The sequence below is a fragment of the Candidatus Zixiibacteriota bacterium genome (assembly GCA_036480375.1).
Classification (GTDB): Bacteria; Zixibacteria; MSB-5A5; order GN15; family JAAZOE01; genus JAZGGI01.
In genome coordinates this window covers 72,496-91,488 of record JAZGGI010000022.1, presented here as the reverse complement: position 1 = coordinate 91,488, position 18,993 = coordinate 72,496, and the positions used below count along the sequence as shown (strand labels likewise).

Sequence of the window (18,993 nt, the reverse complement as noted above, 5' to 3'; positions counted from 1 at the left end):
ACGATGAGTCAACCATTAAATTGCTGTATATGGCTCTTGAGAATATTATGAAAAAGTGGACCATGCCGATTAGGAACTGGTCGCTGGCAGTCCATCAATTTGCGATACGATTCGGCCAAAGAGTACCCAAGATATGAAAAAACAATTTAACTGTTTACACAAAATTCCTGACAGGGCCAATCTGTGGGCTATACCAGTATAAAATCATTAAAAAAAACTGTTTTAAATTGCTATGTGCGAATGCCGGGCATGAATTTGGGGTGAATGCTTTTTAACCCACGGCCAAGTGGTGGAGAACATTGAGTTACTAAACCCATTTTTCGTCAATCAGTCTTTTCCTTGCAATTGCAATATGTTCTGAATTGAAGATTTTCTTCTTTCGATCATTCCATGCAAAAACTTTCTCAACTGTTTCAGCATTAGATAGTATTCCATCTGTATTATCTTTTAACACCCAATGCACTGTGGCCAATAATTCCATTCCATAGGGATTTTCAAATCCTTCAATCAAATTATGGACTTTTTCTAGTCTTTCTAAAGAATCAGTCATATCACTCAGGGTTTTTGTAGCCAATTCGCTTGCGCCAGACAACAAATATATTTTGGTGCTTCTGCTTCTATCACCATATCCATTAATATAATGACCATTAATACGCTGTAAAACATGGTTCAAATTTGAAGCGTATGGTCCAAAGCTAGACTTAGAGTAACCCAGCCTTAAATTTTCACCTGAATCTTGAAGAAAATAAGCGAGCTTTTGAATTTCCAACAATGTCAATTTATAACCGGGAATTGCATACTTTTCCATTAACTTTATTATTAAGGCTCGTCCTAACGTCATTTTCGGCCGTTTAGAGCCTACCGGCATAGTCGAAGCTTCTGGTGCTCCCAATGGAGCAAACAGCATTATAGAAATATTTTCTAAATCACCTAAAAAACTCTTGATCAGTGGTTGAATTTCATTCCAGTTTAGACCGCCGTTTCCACACCCCAAAGGTGGTATGGCTATTGATTTTATTTTTAGACGTAATATATCTTCTCTTAAATTTTTTAGACCCAACACTATCGTGTTTATATCGGATTTGCCTTTCCAATGTCTTTTGGTTGGGAAGTTAATAATGTATTTTGGATTTATAAAACTCGCCGTCTCGTAAATATGCAATTTGCCGGGCAGCAATTCACCTGCATCGCATGCTTTTTTGTACGTTTTGAAGTTTTCAGGAAATGCCATTTTAAATTGTAGAGCAATACCCTTACCCATTACGCCCACGCAATTAACGGTATTGACTAATGCCTCAGTCTCCGCCTTTAGCAAATTTCCTTTTTTTATTTTTATCATAGAATCCTCAGTAATACCAATTTTTTTTTACTACAACTGGTATATCTATGTCATGTTTCGCTAATACTGAATTTACTTTTTTTTGTATGTGCTTGTCAATCACTACTATTTCAAAAACACAATCAAGCGGGAAAAACTTGTGAACTAGAAATTCCGCCTGCCTGCGTCGACATCTGTCAGGGTATTGTTCACTATCAAACCAATATTTTCCTTCGATTATATCCCAGTATAATTTATCTAAGTCCTTTAAATCATCAAAAAAACGAGTTATTGCCATAATGGCGTGGCCATCAGTAAATACGAAATCAAGACCTTTATCTTTAATATCTTCTGCGTAGGCACAAATGTAGATAACCGGCTGTTGCCCCTCATTATACTCTTCAACTTTATTCTTGCTTATCGCAAATAACATCGGTGATCGTGGACCAAAATAATATGGAACATAGTCGTGAATACTCCCGCCCGGTCCACATGGTACATTAATAACTGAACGTTGGTTTTGTATATCAACATGATGTATTGGATAGAATTTAATGCCGTCGTTTGGTTGAAAATTAGAAGCATATATACCCCCACGTTTTAGAATCCCTTCTAGATTCTTGTAATGGGTTATCCTGCAGATTAATGTTTTATCTGTTGTCATGGTAAAAGATAATACCCTATTTCATTTTGCACTACACTTAATTTATTTTGAATTGCATAGATTATCTCAATTTACACCCAATTTGCCATTAATTACTAACATCTCCCATTTTGTATGAAGAAAGGGAACACACCCCATCCTGCTTTGCGGGACACCACTCTCAAGACTGGCAAAAGCCTGGTAGGGGATCAGGCGACGCCTGTTTTCAGGGTCGCTCGCGAGTGATCCCTACAGGAAAAATATGAATGCTTTAGTAATCACCACCGATTTGATATGACCAAAAACGTTAATCTGAGGAAACAAACCCATTTTAGAAGTTGCTCACTGTTCCGTCGGTTCCTTAGCGAAGCGGTGAACCGACGGCAGATCAACTACGCGACAGCCAAAAACAGGCCTTTGCCTACGAAAAAGGACAAAACGAACCCAATTCGTTGTAACTTAAATAGGGATTAGGATATACAAGGAATTTTCAGAAAATAAATTGTGGATAACTTTTCCGGATTCCCGAATTGCTGAACACTATGCGGCAGGGCACAATTTTGTTTTCACAAAATCAAGACCCGCCGCAACAAGCGAAATTTGTTTTAAATGAATTTAAATTTCCTGGCGGCCCTGCAGCGCGCGCGTTATAGTGACGCCGTCGGCATATTCCAAATCTCCTCCGACCGGCAGTCCGCGGGCGATGCGGGTTACTTTGACACCGAATGGTTTGATCAGTTTATTAATATACATTGCTGTTGCTTCGCCTTCGACATCCGGATTAGTGGCGACGATGATCTCGGAAACAGTATCATCAAGCCGCGCCAAAAGTCCTTTTAAATACAGGTCATCCGGCCCGATTCCATCGAGGGGGGAGAGGCACCCGCCCAGGACATGGTATAACGGAGTAAACTCTTCGGCTTTTTCGAGAGCGATTATATCGCTGGCTTCTTCTACGACGCATATTATCGCGCGGTCGCGTTTTTCATCGGTGCAGATAGCGCAGGGGTCGTATTCGGAAATATTGAAACAGACGCCGCAGGTTCCGACTTTTTCTTTGACCGTCACGATGGCTTCAGCCAGGTCGCGAGCTTCCTCTATATTCATTTTGAGAATATGGAAAGCCAATCGGCCGGCTGTTTTTCGTCCGACTCCGGGGAGCCGGGATAAAAGAGATACCAGTCGTCCTACTGATTCGGCTGATTTATACATATCAGAACGGGAGGTTTAATCCCGGAATATTCAATCCGCCGGTTAAAGAGCCCATCGTTTCCGCCTGCAGTTCGGCGGCTTTTTCGCGAGCCTGATTGACGGCGCTTAAGATGAGGTCTTCAAGCATCTCAACATCTTCGGGATTTACTACTTCTTTATCGATTTTGATGGAAACAATATCCTGGGCCCCGGTCGCGACAACTTTGACCATGCCGCCACCGGCTGAACCTTCGACTGTTTTATCGGCCAGTTCCTTTTGCATTTCTTCCATTTTGCGCTGCATCTTCGCGACCTGCTTCATCATGTCGCCCATACCTTTGGCCATTTATTCCTCCTAAAATGTTAAATTAAGAACCTTCAATTTTTCGTCGGCCGACTATTTCACCATCAATCCGCTCAACCATTTTTTTCAAATCCGGGTCTTTGGCGAATAAATCTTCGGCGTTTATTGTCAGGTTCTCCGGCTCCTGTTTAGTATGAACCGGTGTTTTAATCGTGGAGTCAATTACAAATTTGATTCGCACCGCGATTTTATAGAAATCGCGAAGCGTTTCTTCGACTATGCTTATCGACTCAGGCTTTTCGATGACTTGCTTATTGGGGCCATAACTGGGAGCGAAACCGATAGTAATTTCATTGTCTTTTACGTTATGCAGATGTCCCATTGCCAATAAGGAAGCCAGCATCTGTTTACGATTTTTCAACTCCTCAAGGAAACGATTCCAACTCATTTGAACTCGAGGAAGATTAAGCGGCTTGCCGTCTTCGATGAAATCTTGAGGATCCCGAATATTATTGTCAGAGCTTAATTCAGTTTTTTTTTGAGATTTGGTTGCCGGCTGAGGGGGCACGGGAGGAGAAACCGAATTTCCAAATAGATTAGTTTCTCCGGGACTATCTGATTGTATTCCGGAACCGGCCAGGCGATTCAAGCGTTCGATTACTTCCTGCAACGAGATACTCGATTCCATACGGGTCAGACGGACGAGACAAATTTCCAAAAAGATTCTTTCATCATATCCGCGTTTTAGCTCTGAGTTTAATTCCGATAGAATTTGGATCATCCTCAAAATGTCAGCCTCGGTGAAATAAGCGGTTTGCTTAATCAGGGCCTCTTTTTCGGCAGCGGAGATATCGAGGAATTTGTCCGGTTCCGAAGATGATTTCTGTACGAGCAGATTTCTTAAGTAATTTATAAAATCGTTGACAAATTCTTTTATGCTGGCCCCTGAAGCAAACAATTTCTGAACCAGATCAAAAATCGGATCGGTTTTACCAGCCGCGATAATATCGAGTAATTTGACAAAAAGCTGACGATCAACAATACCGAGGGTACGGGCAGTTTCGGCGGCGGTTATCTTGTCTTCGGAAAGAGCGATCATTTGATCCAAAAGCGAGATAGCATCCCGAACCGATCCTTCGCCTTTGCGAGCGATTAAAAATACCGCTTCTTTTTCAATATCGACTTTTTCCAGTTTTGCCAATTTTTCCAGATGGGCTGACAAATCGGTCGCGCTGACCCGATGGAAATCATAACGCTGTGTTCGAGAGAGAATTGTCGGAGGCACTTTGTGCGGTTCGGTGGTGGCGAATATAAAAACGGCATGCTCCGGAGGTTCTTCCAGGGTTTTCAATAGCGCGTCAAAGGCTGAGCCGGACAGGCGATGAACTTCATCGATAATAAAAACTCTTTTTTTGCCGGACGTCGGCAGATACCTGATATTTTCTCTGAGAGTCCTGATGTCATCGACGCCAGTATTGGAAGCGGCGTCGATTTCCAGAACATCGAGAGACGAGCCGGAAGTAATTTCTTTGCAGATCGAACATTTATTGCATGGTGTGGGGGTGGGACCTTCGACGCAGTTTAGCGCTTTGGCGAGAATGCGGGCGGTGGTCGTCTTGCCCGTTCCGCGAGGTCCGGTAAGTAGATAACCGTTGGCGATTCGCCCGGTTTCGACCGCTCGCGTCAGAGTTTTGGTGACGTGCTCCTGTGCGATAAGATCCTCAAAAACGAGAGGCCTGTATTTTAACGCTAATACCTGATAAGACATTATTTTATCCGAATCACGGATTGCCAATCTTTTTTTAATTGATTACGGCCAGCCGTTATTCAGGCGTGACTGTATCACACAAACGTCATACCTGCCGCTGCTACCTTCCGATCCTGACGGGGTTCGGTACTGGTTCGTTGTACAGGACCCAAACAAGACTGGCCGGAATCAATCATGGCTTTCACATATTTTTACGTGGGACGCATCCTTCCGGTAAAAAATATTTTGCGCCAATCATTTAACCGGATAATTGAAGCGGGCGAAAACTGCGACAGAATTTACCGCTCAATTAACCCCAAATAAAAAATGGAGCAGACCGGGATCGAACCGACGACCTGTACGTTGCGAACGTACCGCTCTCCCAACTGAGCTACTGCCCCATATTTTTATCATACAAGCGATATAATCTATGCAAAACATCGGAAAAATCAAGCGGTTTCAACAGACTTATCATCACTTTTCATTCGAATCAACGCCAGAGCGATACCAGCCAGGATTAATCCGCCTCCAATGTATGTTTCGGTTGGCGGGAATTCAGAGAAAATGAGAATGGCAAGGAATGAAGCTCCAATAGGTTCGCCGAGAATTGCCAGTCCAACCAGGTGGGCTTTCATATGTTTTAATAGAAAATTGTATAGCGAATGCCCGATAACTTGTGGAATAAGAGCCAACAATACAAAGAACAACCATGTCTGCTCGTCGAATCCAAATAATGAGGTATTTGTGATCAAGGCAATTATTGATAAGATTAGCGCCGCGAATAGATAAACCAGAAATATATAATCACGGTTTTTCATGTCCTGCCGAATTATTCTACCAGTCAGCAAATACCCGGCGGCGCAAACCGCCCCGATAAACGCCAGAAGCTCACCCAAAATTCCGCTATTTGAAAATCCCAGGCTTGAAGAGAAAATAACAATCATTCCTGAAATGGCCAAAATCATGCCGATGATTGTCCAGCGGCCAATTTTCGTTTTCAAAATAATAGCTTCGGCAATGGCAATTAAAAACGGATGAGTGCTGACTATTATGACCGAATTGGCTATCGAAGTATATTTCAAAGAGGCTATCCACGACGCGAAATGGATACCGAGGAAAAGACCCGATATTGATAGTAATAGGAGATTTCTCTTCGTAAGTTTCGTTAACTTCCTGAACGAGCTGACCGCTGATAATGGAGCCAGAATTAAAACTGCCAAAGCCATTCTGTAAAAAGCGATCGCGATTGGATCGGCGTCGGCAAGGCGAATAAATATGGCGGCCCAACTTACCGCGATAGCCGCGATAATCAATATTAAATATTGCATCAAACGAGTCATCTTCAAAAGGATAATCCTTGCGAACTTCCCGGTCAATTTATTTATTCAATGATTGCGGATTTTACCGAAACCTATTTTTTTGCTTTGCAAATAGCAAGATGATATCTGTTTTATTGATAATTGCCGTCTGGCTCTGGGGAATTTCGTTTGTCGCGACGAAATTATGCCTTGATTATTTGACTCCCGCTGAGATTATTTCAGCTCGTTTTATATTAGCTATGCCGTTTCTGTATATCATTTCCAGACATAGAAAGCTGTCTTATAGTTTTGTTCGAGGCAAATGGATCTTGTTGTTATTTTGCGGAATTATTATTGCTGCTCATTTATTGATTCAGGTTGAAGGAATGAAGACTACTACGGCAACTAATACCGCCTGGCTTATTGCCACGATCCCCATATTTATTGCCGTCTTTTCAATTATCTTTCTCAAGGAGAGATTGTATTTTTTCCAAATTGGAGGAATCGCGATAGCCGCCATGGGCGTTATTCTTCTTATATCGCGAGGGAAATTAAGTGATCTTGATTACCTGAAATCATATGGAGATTAGTTAATACTGTTATCCTGTATTACATGGGCGATATACACTGTTTTGGCCAGAAAATTATCATCAGCCGCGCCTCTGGCCGTAAATAACGTTGTCCTGACGATTGCCGCGGTAATAATCGTTCCGTACGTATTATTTACTTCAGGTTTTAAACCTTTTATATCCCTGCCGCCGAAGATCATCATCGCTCTTATTTTTTTGGGAGTCTTTTGTCTGGGTTTGGCATATTGGTTCTGGACTGAAGCTCTCCGCCGTAAACCTGCCGCCAAAGTAGGCGCCTATATATATTTGGAGCCTTTATCAACTATGGCTGTAGCCCCGTTTGTGCTCAATGAATCGATTACTGTTTTTCATATCCTGGGAGGGGGATTGGTCATTTTGGGAGTTTGGCTGGTTGAGAAAAAAAGTGAATCTTTAGAGTATTTAAAAAAAGGGCGGTCGCATGCAAGGGATGGGGGCTCGCGACCGCCTGGGGGTTGGTTTGGCCATTTAGTAGGCTAGACCAAACCTGTTGGACCATTGAGGGGCAATGGTCCTACTAGGGGGCATCATTAGCTTTTCTTTATCATATGACGCACAATGAAGAAAATTGTTTAATCCCGAAAGCGAGAAATTCCCTTTTTTTTCAATCTTTCTCGCCATTTTGTATAATTTGGTGTCACAAAATCGATAAATCTTTCATTTTTTTTTGGCCATTTCCGAATATAAATGATTGGAAAAAGGAATTAAGGGCAGATGAATTTAATGTTCCGGTAAATCAAGGATGGGTAATGGCTTACAAGCAGCAACAAATAAATACGAAAATAGCCGGGGAGCCAAAGAATTTTTCTATCTGCGCCGCCCGGAAATCTTTGTTCTATCTGAAAAACGCTGCCTTCCATAGTTTTCTTTTGAATTCTTTAAAGTAAAGTAAAAAATCTATACTTTTGCTCTTCTGATTAACTGATATTTCCGGGTCACAGAAAATACAGTTACATGTTCCATTTGTGATATTGACGTATAAATGGATGATTTGTTTATATGAATAATTATTCCGGGCAGCAGGGTTTGGGGCCGAATTTGAATGCAAAATTAATGACATAAACCGCATCACCGACGTCGGCATTGCCATCACAATTAGCGTCGCCTGATTCTAATGGGTCGGGGGCGGGGCCAGACCTAAAAATAAATGTTACCAGGAAAACCGCGTCTCCGAGATTCACGTATCCGTCGCCGTTAGCGTCGCCGCATATATACGGGAATTCCGTGACAATGAGATTAACCGGGATAATGATATTGTTGTTTTCCGGTTTGGGATCATTGGAAAATACATTCAATTCCAATTGGTAGTCTCCAGGGTCAAGATCAATGGCGTCAAATGTGCAGGTTATCAATTCCGATTCCTGCGGGAGAATCGTTCCCGATTCCTTATTAAGAGTAAACCATAATTTAACCGGAGTAAATCTGATCGCCAGGTTTTCTTTGAGGTATGTATTTTTGAAAACAACTTCCAACCCATCCGTACCGGCGCTGTTTTCAATGCCTACCGCGGCAATATTGGCGGCAAAATTCCCCCCAAAGGAAAGATACTGATAGATAATCGTTCCGCTGGTATCAAGAATCACCTGAGCGGTAACGACGTCGCCGGGGTCAGCGCTATACATCGGGTAATCCGTAAATTGTATTATTAAGTGATCGTCAATTGTCTCATAATAGACATGTCCCTCGGGATTGTAAAAATCGGTGATATCCAAATCCATCCACAGCCAGGCCAAAAAATTATGAGGTGTGTTCTCCGAAGGGATCGGTGAACTATAATGGAGATGAAGCCGGGTCGTATCAAAACCGACCAGCCCGTTTGAGCCGATGTGAAATTGATTATACGCAATTCCGTAAAAGCTAAAATCAAAGCCAATCGGAAACGGCCCGATTAAATTATCATCTCGCAGATTGCCGGTTATGTCGGTACCAGTTGAAGAAATATCATTCCATTCGAAAGCCGGGCCGCCCAGCTCATCGGAATCAATCCAAATATATCCATATTCATCCGGTCCGCCGGCATTTTTATCGACCGGGTAACCGACACGCAAGTCTGCCTCGTCTTTCGAAGAAGTGACAACATAATATTCAGATTGATAATTATGATTAGGAGCCTGAAGCTTATTGTTTATGATTAGCTTTTTCAAGACGGGATTAGATTCGGGGAACAGATTCAGAGCCAGGTCGTAATAGATATCTCCATTTCCAACATTTTCAAGGTTAAACTCTTGCTGTGATGTATATCCCGTCCATAGCGTTTCACTCAGGGCATCGACGGAGACGGAAATTTCCGGTGTGTAATCCACGTAGAATTCGAATTGAATTGTGGAATCGTTGTTGCCGTTAATATCCTCAGTATAGATATAATATGAAATACTCGTTCCGGCTTTTTGGGCGGGGATTATGGCTGAAAATTCATCCGGGCTGCCGGTCGGAAGCATAGTTTCCTGGAATGGAGTTTCACCAATAGAATATTTCAAAAGGGTGTTTTCCTGATTGATTGGAATATCGGAGATGATTTCGCAGTTAATCAAATAATCGTTTATAGTATCGCGCGTATCTTCCAGGGCGGTATGTATAATATTAAGGTCGGCGTTGGGATCGAATCCGGTCATTGAAGCAATACCCGTATTATCGGGATCAAGCCAGTAGGCTAACTGTTCGCTGGATTGGCTGCTGGTGTTCCACGAATATGAGAATTTGCCGTACCAGTCGGGTTTATCGTTATCGCATGCCGCGAAGCCGCCATGTAACTGACCGACTATTTGATGCTCGGGATTAAACAGGGGGGAGCCGGAACTGCCGCCTTCCGTAGTTCCAATATCCCAATCCGCGACACGCCAATGCGATTCTCCTGTGATTTCGCCATATTCGGTTGACGTCAAAGAGTCGTAATCATATGAAATTTTTTTTATGTCCCCCGATGGATGGTGGATGGCGACCGATGTCTGTGAGGATTGATTGAGATTTGACCATCCAGAGAAGTACACTCCATATTCTTCCGGGGGAGCTTCGGAAATTTCGACCAGAGCCATATCGGAGGGAGGATAATTGGCTCTAAGGGTGGAGCCCTGAAGCGTCATGCCGGTTGGCCCGTCGATATTGGTACAATCGGGAGATTCGTAATTGAACATGAAGATCCAGGTCGATTCCATTCCCAGGCAATGATCCGCCGTTAAAAAATATGGAGTAGCGTCGTAATGGGTATTATTGACCAAAGCGCCCGAGCAAAGCCGGGTTCCACTGGCAAGAAGGACCATAGCCACGGCTCGGCTCTCCTTTTTCCAGTCATCTCCTTCAGGGCAATTGATATTGACGTTACAACTGCCGGAACCGCCAAACCCGGCCTGAAAGAATTTGAAAATGTCTTTGTAGGCATGAACAACCCGTGAAATGGAAATACGTCCTTGTCCGGCAACCGCGGCCGGTTCGTAATATTCCAGAATACAAACATCGCCTTTAACAGGCTGGGTGGCGAACATGCCGTGATCTTTATTATTGGCGTTTATGAAGGCTCCGATAACGGCGTCGCGTGATTCATTATATAAATATAACAGGGCGCCTTCCGGCAGCCAATAGTCATCATAAATCAGGTTTATTGAATACGCTCCGGGTGATTCAATTCGCAATCGCCAGAGACGATCACCGTTCGGTAATTCTTCCCAAATACCGGAATTAATAAGATCATAATTAACGTCAAATGGAGCCCCGAATCTAAATGGGATATCTCCCTCCGCCTGTTCTATCGAATCTTCGGTGAGGAAATACTCAATGTCAAAATCGGGCATGCTCTCGGTCGGGATAGCGGATTGAGCTTTTAGAACCGGATACTTGAAACTCAACGGTTGCCCCCCCTGGCTTAATTGAGCCGAGGCTATCCCGCTCATAATGAGACAGATAAGCAGATTTGGTAGAAATTTCGGGGCCTTATTCATTTAGTCGATTATTCCTTATTAATCTTTATATCGTCAGATTATCCAAAAACGTAATTATGGTAGCTCTCAAGTGTGTACTATTTATAATTATAACAGGAATTTTCGGGAATGCAAGCGGCAAAAACAAGGGAATATCTTAAATTCCCGATTATGGACAGCTACTGCAGGGGTCCGGTCCGGCCTTGAAAATATTATTTATTAGATAAACAGCATCGCCGACATTTATGTCCAGATCGCAATTAGCATCTCCCGAATCATAGGGAATCGGTGCGGGTCCAAACTTGAAAACGAAATTTATCAAGTATACGGCATCGCCCACGTTAACGCTTAGGTCATGATTGGCATCCCCACAAATATACAGACAGGCATCGCCAACGCCATCGCCGTCAGAATCCACCTGCGACGGATTATAAATGGAAGGGCAATTATCCTCAAGACAGGTATTGGCAGAATAACCGGGATCACCGTAGCCATCACCGTCGGTATCGGTACATTCATCGCAGGCATCGCCGATACTATCACCGTCGGTATCGGTCTGAGTAGGATTTGACGTATTAAGGCAGTTGTCGCATGGGTCGCCGACACCGTCGAAATCTTCGTCATCCTGATCCGAATTGGAGATATCGGGGCAGTTATCATCCTCACATAAATTGGAAGCGTACCCCGGGTTTCCGTATCCGTCCTCATCTGTATCAGTACATTCGTCACATACATCACCTACGTTATCATTATCAATATCGGATTGAGAATTATTGGTAATTTCGGGGCAATTATCGCAGCCGTCAGGGACGGAATCGGAATCACTATCCTGATTATCGTCAAAATCAGGGCAAAGGTCACATTCGTCTCCGCTGCCGTCATTATCAGAATCAGTCTGATCCGGATTAGGGTGATACGGGCAATTATCGGCGCATAAGCTGATTCCGTCATCATCAAAATCCAAATCACCTAACTCCCAGATATCGATTAACGAGCTGTAGCTTTCAATATATTCCGCGATTAAATATTGCCCGTCGGCAGATATATCATGGGAATCGTAATTCGCGGGGAAATTTGTTTCCGGATCAATTTGTATGGGTGATGTCCAGTTTATACCGCCGTCACAGGTCATCGAAGCGTACATTACGTAATCTTTTACATAAGTACACACAAAATCATCGCCGCCAAGATGGGAAAGCGAGGGGTTTCTTTCGTCTGATACATTATCTGTAATCAGACCACGATATTCGATTTCTCCGGGATTGCCTGTAAATCCGCTCCAGCAGGCAATATCGATATTTTCAGGATCGGCATCATTATATATTTCACACACAATGACAATGGTGTCGGCATGAGCGGCTATGGCAGGGTACTTGAGATGTTTGGATGTTTCTTCAAAATTCAAAGTGGCCGCGGTGGTGGGCAAATACCAATCATTAAAATTATCACGCCGGACAAATAGCTCCCATTGTTGGGTAGATTCTTCGAGGCGATCATAGATTGAATAAGTTTTGGAATACACTGGATCGATATCCGTCGTAGTCGAATTGCAATTTGGTTTGGTCGGATACCAGCTTAGTTGGACATGACCTAGTGATGATATCTGGGAATAGATATGCGGGGCGTCTATAATATTATCAGGGCCGTTTGTGTAACTGATTACCAAGGATATTAAACCCCAATTCCACGATTGTTGAGAATTGTCGGCGGCGATATCGCAGCTTGTCATGCTGTGCCAGCCGTTATCTGAAAAATCGCTCCACCAAGCTGTCCAGGTTGAGGAATCTGAAATATCACCGAATTCATAAAGGACAACACCCCCGCCGGATAAAAATGATAAGGGTGCAACCGAGGCACCCAAAAATGTCCTGCCGTCCCCGTAATAGTCGATTGCGGGCAGGGAGACATCCTCCAAACCGAACGAGATTTGGCCGCCCCAGGTGCTGCCATTATCTAATGAATAAGCCCAGAATATTTCGGAAGGAGATATTATCTGATTTTGATATCCTACTGCGAGAACACCGTCTGAAGCCCTGTCAATAGCAGGATATTGTCCGGAAAAAGGACTTGAGGACAATGATTTTTTTTCATTCAAATGTGCAATTAACTTTGATGATTTGGCGGGTTCCAATACTTTTGTTTGGGGCTTATCGCTAAAAACAGTAATTCTTGCCAGTGCCTTCAAGTCAGATTGAGTCACATCCTCGGCGATTGAAGATATAGATAAACTTATCGAAATCATTCCCAAAAAAATAATAGCCGGACTCTTCATAGTTATATGCCCTGATTTGAAAAAAATATGTTCAAAAGCCTGAAATTCAATTATACGCCCCCGTTGATAAATGACAAATCAATGACCCGCCGGAAGAAAACATGAAAGATATTATATAGTATATGAACTGATCACTCATGTGTCAATAAATTAGATTGCTATATAAATTGGGCATTGGTAATATACCTGTTGACTTTGACCGTGGTTTTAATAAATTGGGGAGACTTAAGACTTTGGAGAATATACCGCTTTGGTTCGAACCGCGATTTTCATATCCTTTTTTTTAATCTTAGTAATTTCTCCCGGAATTATCTTAGCCGATAATACCGCAATTGCACTCGAAAATGATTCAACGGCGGAGCATATTTCAGACTCTGTGGCTACCGACTCTTCGGTTGCAACGGCGTTGGTCGATGAGGCTGATTTGAACGCTGAAACGGAAGAGGTGTCGGCGTTCAGGTACGACCGCATAAATGCTATGATATTGATGCTTGTGTTTTCGGCTGCAATTTTAATTTACACGAAATGGGCTAAGGCTGGTAAGAGTCTTTTCATACGAAAAATCAGCGGGCTTGACGAGGTTGAAGAAGCGGTCGGGCGCGCGACTGAGATGGGTAAGCCGGTTCTTTTTATTCCCGGTATAAGTGAAATTGATGAAATTGAAACCATCGCAGGGATTTCGATACTCGGGCGTGTGGCCCGAGTGACGGCCCGCTATGAAACGCCTTTGATGGTGCCGGTTCGTTATCCGATGGTTCTCGCGGCCGGGCAGGAAGTTGTTCAGCAGGCTTACATGGAGGAGGGCAAACCGGATGCCTTCAACAAAGATATGGTTCGCTATGTCGCCGGAGAACAATTTGCCTTTACCGCGACCGTCAACGGCTATATGATGCGCGAAAAGCCGGCGACCAATCTTTATATGGGCGCTTTTTTTGCCGAATCTTTGCTTCTGGCCGAGACTGGCAACGCCGCCGGGTCGATTCAGATCGCCGGAACGGCTCAGCCGATGCAACTCCCGTTTTTTATCGCTTCCTGTGATTATACGCTGATGGGTGAGGAATTATACGCCGCTTCCGCCTATCTCTCTCGAGAACCGTTATTATTGGGCGGTCTTAAGGGGCAGGATTGGATGAAGGTATCCCTTATCATTCTAATTCTGATCGGGGCGCTATTGGTTAGTTTTGATTCAGGCGATTGGTATTTGAGTTTATTTGAGAATATTTAAATGAAGACAACAGTTCCTGTCATAATCGCTTTTTTATCCGGTTTTCTGATGGTGATTTCATTTTTCTTCCGTCCCGAAGAAAGTTTTCTCGGTCGAATTGAACCTGAGATACTGAGCTGGGTGACTATTGTCGGAGGTTTTACTTTGCTTTTGGGGGTTGTCTCAATCGTGCGGGTAAATTATAGCGCGGTTAAACGTCGGAGTGACGGCTGGATTTATAAATTGGCGACTCTGGTTTCTATATTTGTGATGATAATTCCCGCGATTATTCCGACTTCTTGGTCGCCCAAATTTGGAACCGGGCCGGGTTCGATCTATGATTGGTGCTTTACCTATCTCGATGCCCCGATGATGTCGACCATGTTTGCCATGCTTGCTTTTTATATCGCTTCGGCGGCTTTTCGGGCATTCCGGGCACGCAATACCGAAGCAACCTTACTCTTGGCAACGGCAGTGATTGTAATGCTCTGGCGAGTACCGATGGGTGAAGCGTTTCTGACAATGATTCATGAAAGTCTGCCTGATTATATTAATACCTATATTATGGGCGGGGCGAATTTAGCCGTCCAACGAGGTATTATAATCGGCGCCGCGCTCGGCGCGGCGGCGATGTCACTTCGAATTATGCTCGGTATTGAGCGAACGTATATGGGAAAATAAGACAATGTCATTTTGGGTCATATTGGCGTATATCCTTCTTGCAGTATCGGGTGTGGTTTTGCTTTATCTCACCTACAGGACTGATGACAGAAGATTTATATATTTAGCCGTTGGCATATTCGTTACTTTTCCTGTTCTGGTGACGCTCGATTTGCCGTTTAAGGTTTCTCCTGAAGCCAGACAATTATTTGACGCCGTCGAAGCTCTCCCGGATTCTTCTACAGTTCTATTGACTTTTGATTATTACGCTTCGGCCTTACCGGAAACGGAACCAATGTCGATTGCCGCCCTGCATCATTTATTCCGCAAAGACTGCAAAATAGTCACGATGACGACAATTCCGCTGGGAGGACCGAGTATATCCGAGCGAGTGACTCGTTCAGTGGCTGAAGAATACGGCAAAGAATACGGTGTTGATTATGTCAACTTGGGTTTCAAAGCAAACTATGTGGCGGTTCTAAAAGGGATGGGCACAGCTATAGACGTTATTTATCCGACAGATAATTCCGGGACGCCATTATCGGAGATTCCAATTACCCAAAACGTCAATAGTTATGCTGATTTTGATTTCATATATGTTGTGGCTGATAACAATATTGTCGATTACTGGATGTCAATTGTAAATGCCCAATATGATATTCGGGTTGGATGCGGAGTGACGGCCGTGATGGCTCCGCGGTTTTACGCTTATATCGGTTCGGGCCAGATGACCGGTTTATTGGGCGGTATGAAAGGCGCCGCCGAATATGAAAAGCTGGTGGATAAAAAAGGCACGGCCACTAAAGGAATGGGAGCGCAATCGCTCGTTCATTTGCTGATTATCGGATCGGTCATTGCCGGAAATATAATTTATCTTACCGGTCGACGCGGAAGAGATAAAAATAAACCTAACGGGAGCGCGGCTTGAATCTGATTGAGTTCATCCAGGTTTGGATTATCGCGTTTTTAACGCTGTCATTACTGTCATTTTTGTACAAGGATAATCCGTTTTATAAGCTGGCCGAGCATATCTTTGCCGGACTGTCGGCAGGGTATTACGTGGGACTGATCTGGCATTCGGTTATTCTACAACAGATGATTGACCCGATGTTCGATAACGGCAAATGGTATTTGTTCATTCCCGGTATTCTTGGCGTATTGATGTTTTCCCGTTTTACAAAAAATTATAGTTGGATAAGCAGGCTCTCACTGGCATTCGTCATGGGAAACACAGCCGGTATATTTTTAATTTCTGAACTTCATGGGAAGGTGCTGCCTCAGATTCAGGCTACTATGCGTTCGATTGATCCGGGACAGGGGTGGGGCGAATTCCTGCTCTCCCTGATTATCGTTGTCGGAGTTGTAACAACTTTGATATATTTTTATTTTTCCAAAGAACACAAAGGCGTTTTGGGAGGCGTCGCCCGGGTCGGTATCTGGTTCATTATGGTATCTTTCGGGGCCCATTTCGGATATACGGTCATGGCTCGAATATCCCTACTAATCGGACGTGTTCAATTTTTGATTGATGATTGGGGCGGCTCAATAATTCAGCTATTTTCTTAATCAATTTATCGTTTTATACCAAGATTTATATTTACCTTCCCCGTTGAACTACGTATATTCTTTCGAAAAATTACAGGGAGTGTAAGGACGGAGATGAAAATAATTATTCCTGCCGCGGGAATCGGCAGCCGTTTGAGACCGCATACGCATACAATTCCAAAATCGCTTTTGCATGTCGCCGGGAAACCGATATTAGCGCATATTCTTGATTCATTAATTGAGTTAAATCCGGATGAGATAACGATAATAACGGGATTTTTGGGTGCGAAAGTTCAGGAGTACGTTACTCAGCACTATGACATCAAAACTCGCTTCGTAAATCAGACGGAATTATTGGGTTTGGGTTACGCCGTTCAAATGGGAATGAAAGGAACGTCTGACGGACCGGTTTTAATTATATTGGGGGATACCATTGTCGAGGCTAATATGACCCGATTTGTGTCGCAAGGCGACAACGTCCTGGGATTAATGCCCGTCGCCGATCCGCATCGTTTTGGTATTGCGGATGTCGAACACGGCATAGTCACAAGACTGGTTGAGAAGCCTGTTGACCCTTCCTCAAACCTCGCGATTATCGGACTGTATTATATTCAAAACAGCTCTCATTTATTTGATCATTTGGAAAAACTTATCGTTTCAGGGCAAAAAACGCGGGGAGAAATTCAATTAACCGATGCTTTGCAGAGTATGATTGAAGAGGGAACCAAATTTAACGCTTACTCCGTCGAAGGCTGGTTTGATTGCGGTAAGCGCGAAACTTTGATCGATACCAATCAACACCTGCTGGAGAAAACAACTTTTAGCGATATCCGGGAGGGATCGGTCATTATCCCTCCGACTTTTATCGCGCCTTCGGCAGTGATTGAATGTTCGGTTATCGGCCCGCATGTTTCTGTTTCCGACGGAGCCGTTATCAGGAACTCAATTGTCAAAAATTCGATTGTAGGATATGAGGCAGAAGTTACCAACTCCATTTTGACCGATTCGTTAATCGGGCATCGGGCGATTGTTGCCGGGGATTATCGCCGCCTCAATGTTGGAGATTCATCTGAGGTTGGGCATTTTTAAATGGTATTGTAAAAATCGCTGGAGAATAATATGAGTCAGGGTAATTTTCTTTTTACGTCAGAATCTGTAACCGAAGGTCATCCCGATAAAGTATGCGATCAGATTTCAGACGCCGTTCTTGACGCGGTATTGAAGCAGGATATTCATGGTCGGGTCGCGTGTGAAGCGTTTGTAACCGTCGGTCTTCTTATAGTCGGCGGTGAAATAACTACGACAGGATATGTCGATATACAATCGTTGTGTCGCAAAATTATTAAGGATATCGGTTATACCAACGCAGAGTATGGTTTTTCCTATAAAGGATGCGCAATCTTAAACGCCATTGGCGCGCAATCTCCGGATATCGCCCAGGGAGTTGATACCGGTGGAGCCGGTGACCAGGGCTTGATGTCGGGTTATGCCTGTCGAGAGACCGAAGAATTGATGCCGATGCCGATTATGCTGGCGCATAAATTGACGATGCGTCTGGCAGAAACCCGCAAAAAGAATATATTGGATTTCCTGGGACCCGACGGAAAATCACAGGTCACGGTGGAGTATATCGATAATCAACCGGCTCGCGTTGATGCCGTCGTCATTTCAACTCAACATTCTGAAGAAATCCTGGGTTCAGACGGCAACCATATAACCGACGAGGCCCGGCAGAAAATTATTGATAAGGTTATCGAACCGGTTATACCTAAAGGTATGCTAGATGTTAAGACGAAATTTTATATCAACCCGACGGGAAAATTTATAATCGGTGGACCGCAGGCTGATACGGGCATGACCGGTCGTAAAATTATCGTCGATACATACGGCGGTATGGCATCTCACGGCGGCGGGGCTTTTTCCGGCAAAGATCCCACCAAGGTTGACCGGTCGGCTTCTTATATGACGCGCTATATTGCCAAAAACGTCGTTGCTTCAGGATTGGCGGATAAATGCAATATCCAGTTGGCATACGCAATCGGCGTTCCCGAGCCGGTTTCGATCATGGTATGGACCGATCGGACGAACAAGGTTGAAGAAGACCGCATAAAGGAACTTATTTTGAAGCATTTTGAATTGACACCGGCTGGTATAAATGAGATGTTGGATTTACATCGGCCGATTTATCTGAAGACGGCGGTTTATGGTCATTTCGGTCGTGAGCTGGATGAGTTTACCTGGGAGAGGACAGATAAGGCCGATATTTTGGCCAAAGAAGCCTGATATAACTTA

Annotated in this window: 17 protein-coding genes, 1 tRNA gene and 1 other RNA gene; 9 read left to right on the top strand and 10 right to left on the bottom strand. The window is 43.8% G+C overall.

The genetic code is table 11. The features are described 5' to 3' along the window. Positions 1 to 137: IS256 family transposase (locus V3V99_05835; GenBank protein ID MEE9442169.1), on the top strand; the 137-nt coding region annotated here is incomplete at its 5' end. Between the two features lie 170 nt (positions 138 to 307). On the opposite strand, the gene V3V99_05830 is transcribed toward V3V99_05835, so the two are convergent. The 8 genes from V3V99_05830 to V3V99_05795 form a co-directional block, all read right to left on the bottom strand. Further along, a complete protein-coding gene (locus tag V3V99_05830; protein MEE9442168.1) occupies positions 308 to 1,339 on the bottom strand; it encodes a macro domain-containing protein in 1,032 nt (343 codons plus the stop codon). 7 nt (positions 1,340 to 1,346) lie between these two features. Next, on the bottom strand, positions 1,347 to 1,982 hold the full coding sequence (locus tag V3V99_05825; GenBank protein ID MEE9442167.1) for a DUF4433 domain-containing protein: 636 nt from the start codon (positions 1,980 to 1,982) through the stop codon (positions 1,347 to 1,349). Between the two features lie 594 nt (positions 1,983 to 2,576). Then, positions 2,577 to 3,173, bottom strand: a complete 597-nt coding sequence (gene recR / locus V3V99_05820; GenBank protein ID MEE9442166.1) for a recombination mediator RecR — start codon at positions 3,171 to 3,173, stop codon at positions 2,577 to 2,579. A gap of 1 nt (position 3,174) precedes the next feature. Next, the gene (locus tag V3V99_05815; GenBank protein MEE9442165.1) at positions 3,175 to 3,498 is read right to left on the bottom strand and encodes a YbaB/EbfC family nucleoid-associated protein; all 324 of its coding nucleotides are present in this window, start codon (positions 3,496 to 3,498) and stop codon (positions 3,175 to 3,177) included. Between the two features lie 22 nt (positions 3,499 to 3,520). Further along, the gene (gene dnaX, locus V3V99_05810; protein MEE9442164.1) at positions 3,521 to 5,224 is read right to left on the bottom strand and encodes a DNA polymerase III subunit gamma/tau; all 1,704 of its coding nucleotides are present in this window, start codon (positions 5,222 to 5,224) and stop codon (positions 3,521 to 3,523) included. Positions 5,225 to 5,278: 54 nt separating this feature from the next. Continuing rightward, positions 5,279 to 5,378, bottom strand: an RNA gene (ffs, locus tag V3V99_05805) — signal recognition particle sRNA small type. A gap of 153 nt (positions 5,379 to 5,531) precedes the next feature. After that, positions 5,532 to 5,604: transfer RNA gene (locus tag V3V99_05800), tRNA-Ala, on the bottom strand. A gap of 48 nt (positions 5,605 to 5,652) precedes the next feature. After that, a complete protein-coding gene (locus V3V99_05795) occupies positions 5,653 to 6,543 on the bottom strand; it encodes a DMT family transporter (protein ID MEE9442163.1) in 891 nt (296 codons plus the stop codon). Positions 6,544 to 6,641: 98 nt separating this feature from the next. Here V3V99_05795 and V3V99_05790 point away from each other — a divergent pair, with 98 nt between their 5' ends. Continuing rightward, the gene (locus tag V3V99_05790) at positions 6,642 to 7,091 is read left to right on the top strand and encodes a DMT family transporter (GenBank protein ID MEE9442162.1); all 450 of its coding nucleotides are present in this window, start codon (positions 6,642 to 6,644) and stop codon (positions 7,089 to 7,091) included. 3 nt (positions 7,092 to 7,094) lie between these two features. Further along, positions 7,095 to 7,589 carry a DMT family transporter gene (locus V3V99_05785; GenBank protein MEE9442161.1) on the top strand — a complete coding sequence of 165 codons (495 nt, stop codon included), beginning with the start codon at positions 7,095 to 7,097 and terminating at the stop codon, positions 7,587 to 7,589. 527 nt (positions 7,590 to 8,116) lie between these two features. On the opposite strand, the gene V3V99_05780 is transcribed toward V3V99_05785, so the two are convergent. Further along, positions 8,117 to 11,041 (bottom strand): trypsin-like peptidase domain-containing protein, encoded by a 2,925-nt coding sequence (locus tag V3V99_05780; protein MEE9442160.1) that lies wholly within the window; start codon positions 11,039 to 11,041, stop codon positions 8,117 to 8,119. 148 nt (positions 11,042 to 11,189) lie between these two features. Next, complete coding sequence (locus V3V99_05775) at positions 11,190 to 13,292, bottom strand: thrombospondin type 3 repeat-containing protein (protein ID MEE9442159.1); 2,103 nt, start codon at positions 13,290 to 13,292, stop codon at positions 11,190 to 11,192. Between the two features lie 250 nt (positions 13,293 to 13,542). Between V3V99_05775 and V3V99_05770 the strand changes: the two genes are divergently transcribed. The 6 genes from V3V99_05770 to metK all read left to right on the top strand — a co-directional run bounded on the left by V3V99_05770 (position 13,543) and on the right by metK (position 18,984). Continuing rightward, positions 13,543 to 14,517, top strand: a complete 975-nt coding sequence (locus tag V3V99_05770; GenBank protein ID MEE9442158.1) for a DUF6754 domain-containing protein — start codon at positions 13,543 to 13,545, stop codon at positions 14,515 to 14,517. Beyond that, positions 14,518 to 15,177: a hypothetical protein gene (locus V3V99_05765; protein MEE9442157.1), complete on the top strand. Its 660-nt coding sequence runs from the start codon at positions 14,518 to 14,520 to the stop codon at positions 15,175 to 15,177. A gap of 4 nt (positions 15,178 to 15,181) precedes the next feature. Beyond that, entirely contained in the window at positions 15,182 to 16,084 is a 903-nt protein-coding gene (locus V3V99_05760; GenBank protein MEE9442156.1) for a hypothetical protein, read from the top strand. After that, complete coding sequence (locus V3V99_05755; GenBank protein MEE9442155.1) at positions 16,081 to 16,722, top strand: hypothetical protein; 642 nt, start codon at positions 16,081 to 16,083, stop codon at positions 16,720 to 16,722. The genes V3V99_05760 and V3V99_05755 overlap by 4 nt, the downstream gene beginning before the upstream one ends. Before the next feature lie 93 nt (positions 16,723 to 16,815). Continuing rightward, positions 16,816 to 17,790 (top strand): sugar phosphate nucleotidyltransferase, encoded by a 975-nt coding sequence (locus V3V99_05750; protein ID MEE9442154.1) that lies wholly within the window; start codon positions 16,816 to 16,818, stop codon positions 17,788 to 17,790. Positions 17,791 to 17,820: 30 nt separating this feature from the next. Next, the gene (gene metK, locus V3V99_05745; GenBank protein ID MEE9442153.1) at positions 17,821 to 18,984 is read left to right on the top strand and encodes a methionine adenosyltransferase; all 1,164 of its coding nucleotides are present in this window, start codon (positions 17,821 to 17,823) and stop codon (positions 18,982 to 18,984) included. Positions 18,985 to 18,993 lie beyond the last annotated feature (9 nt).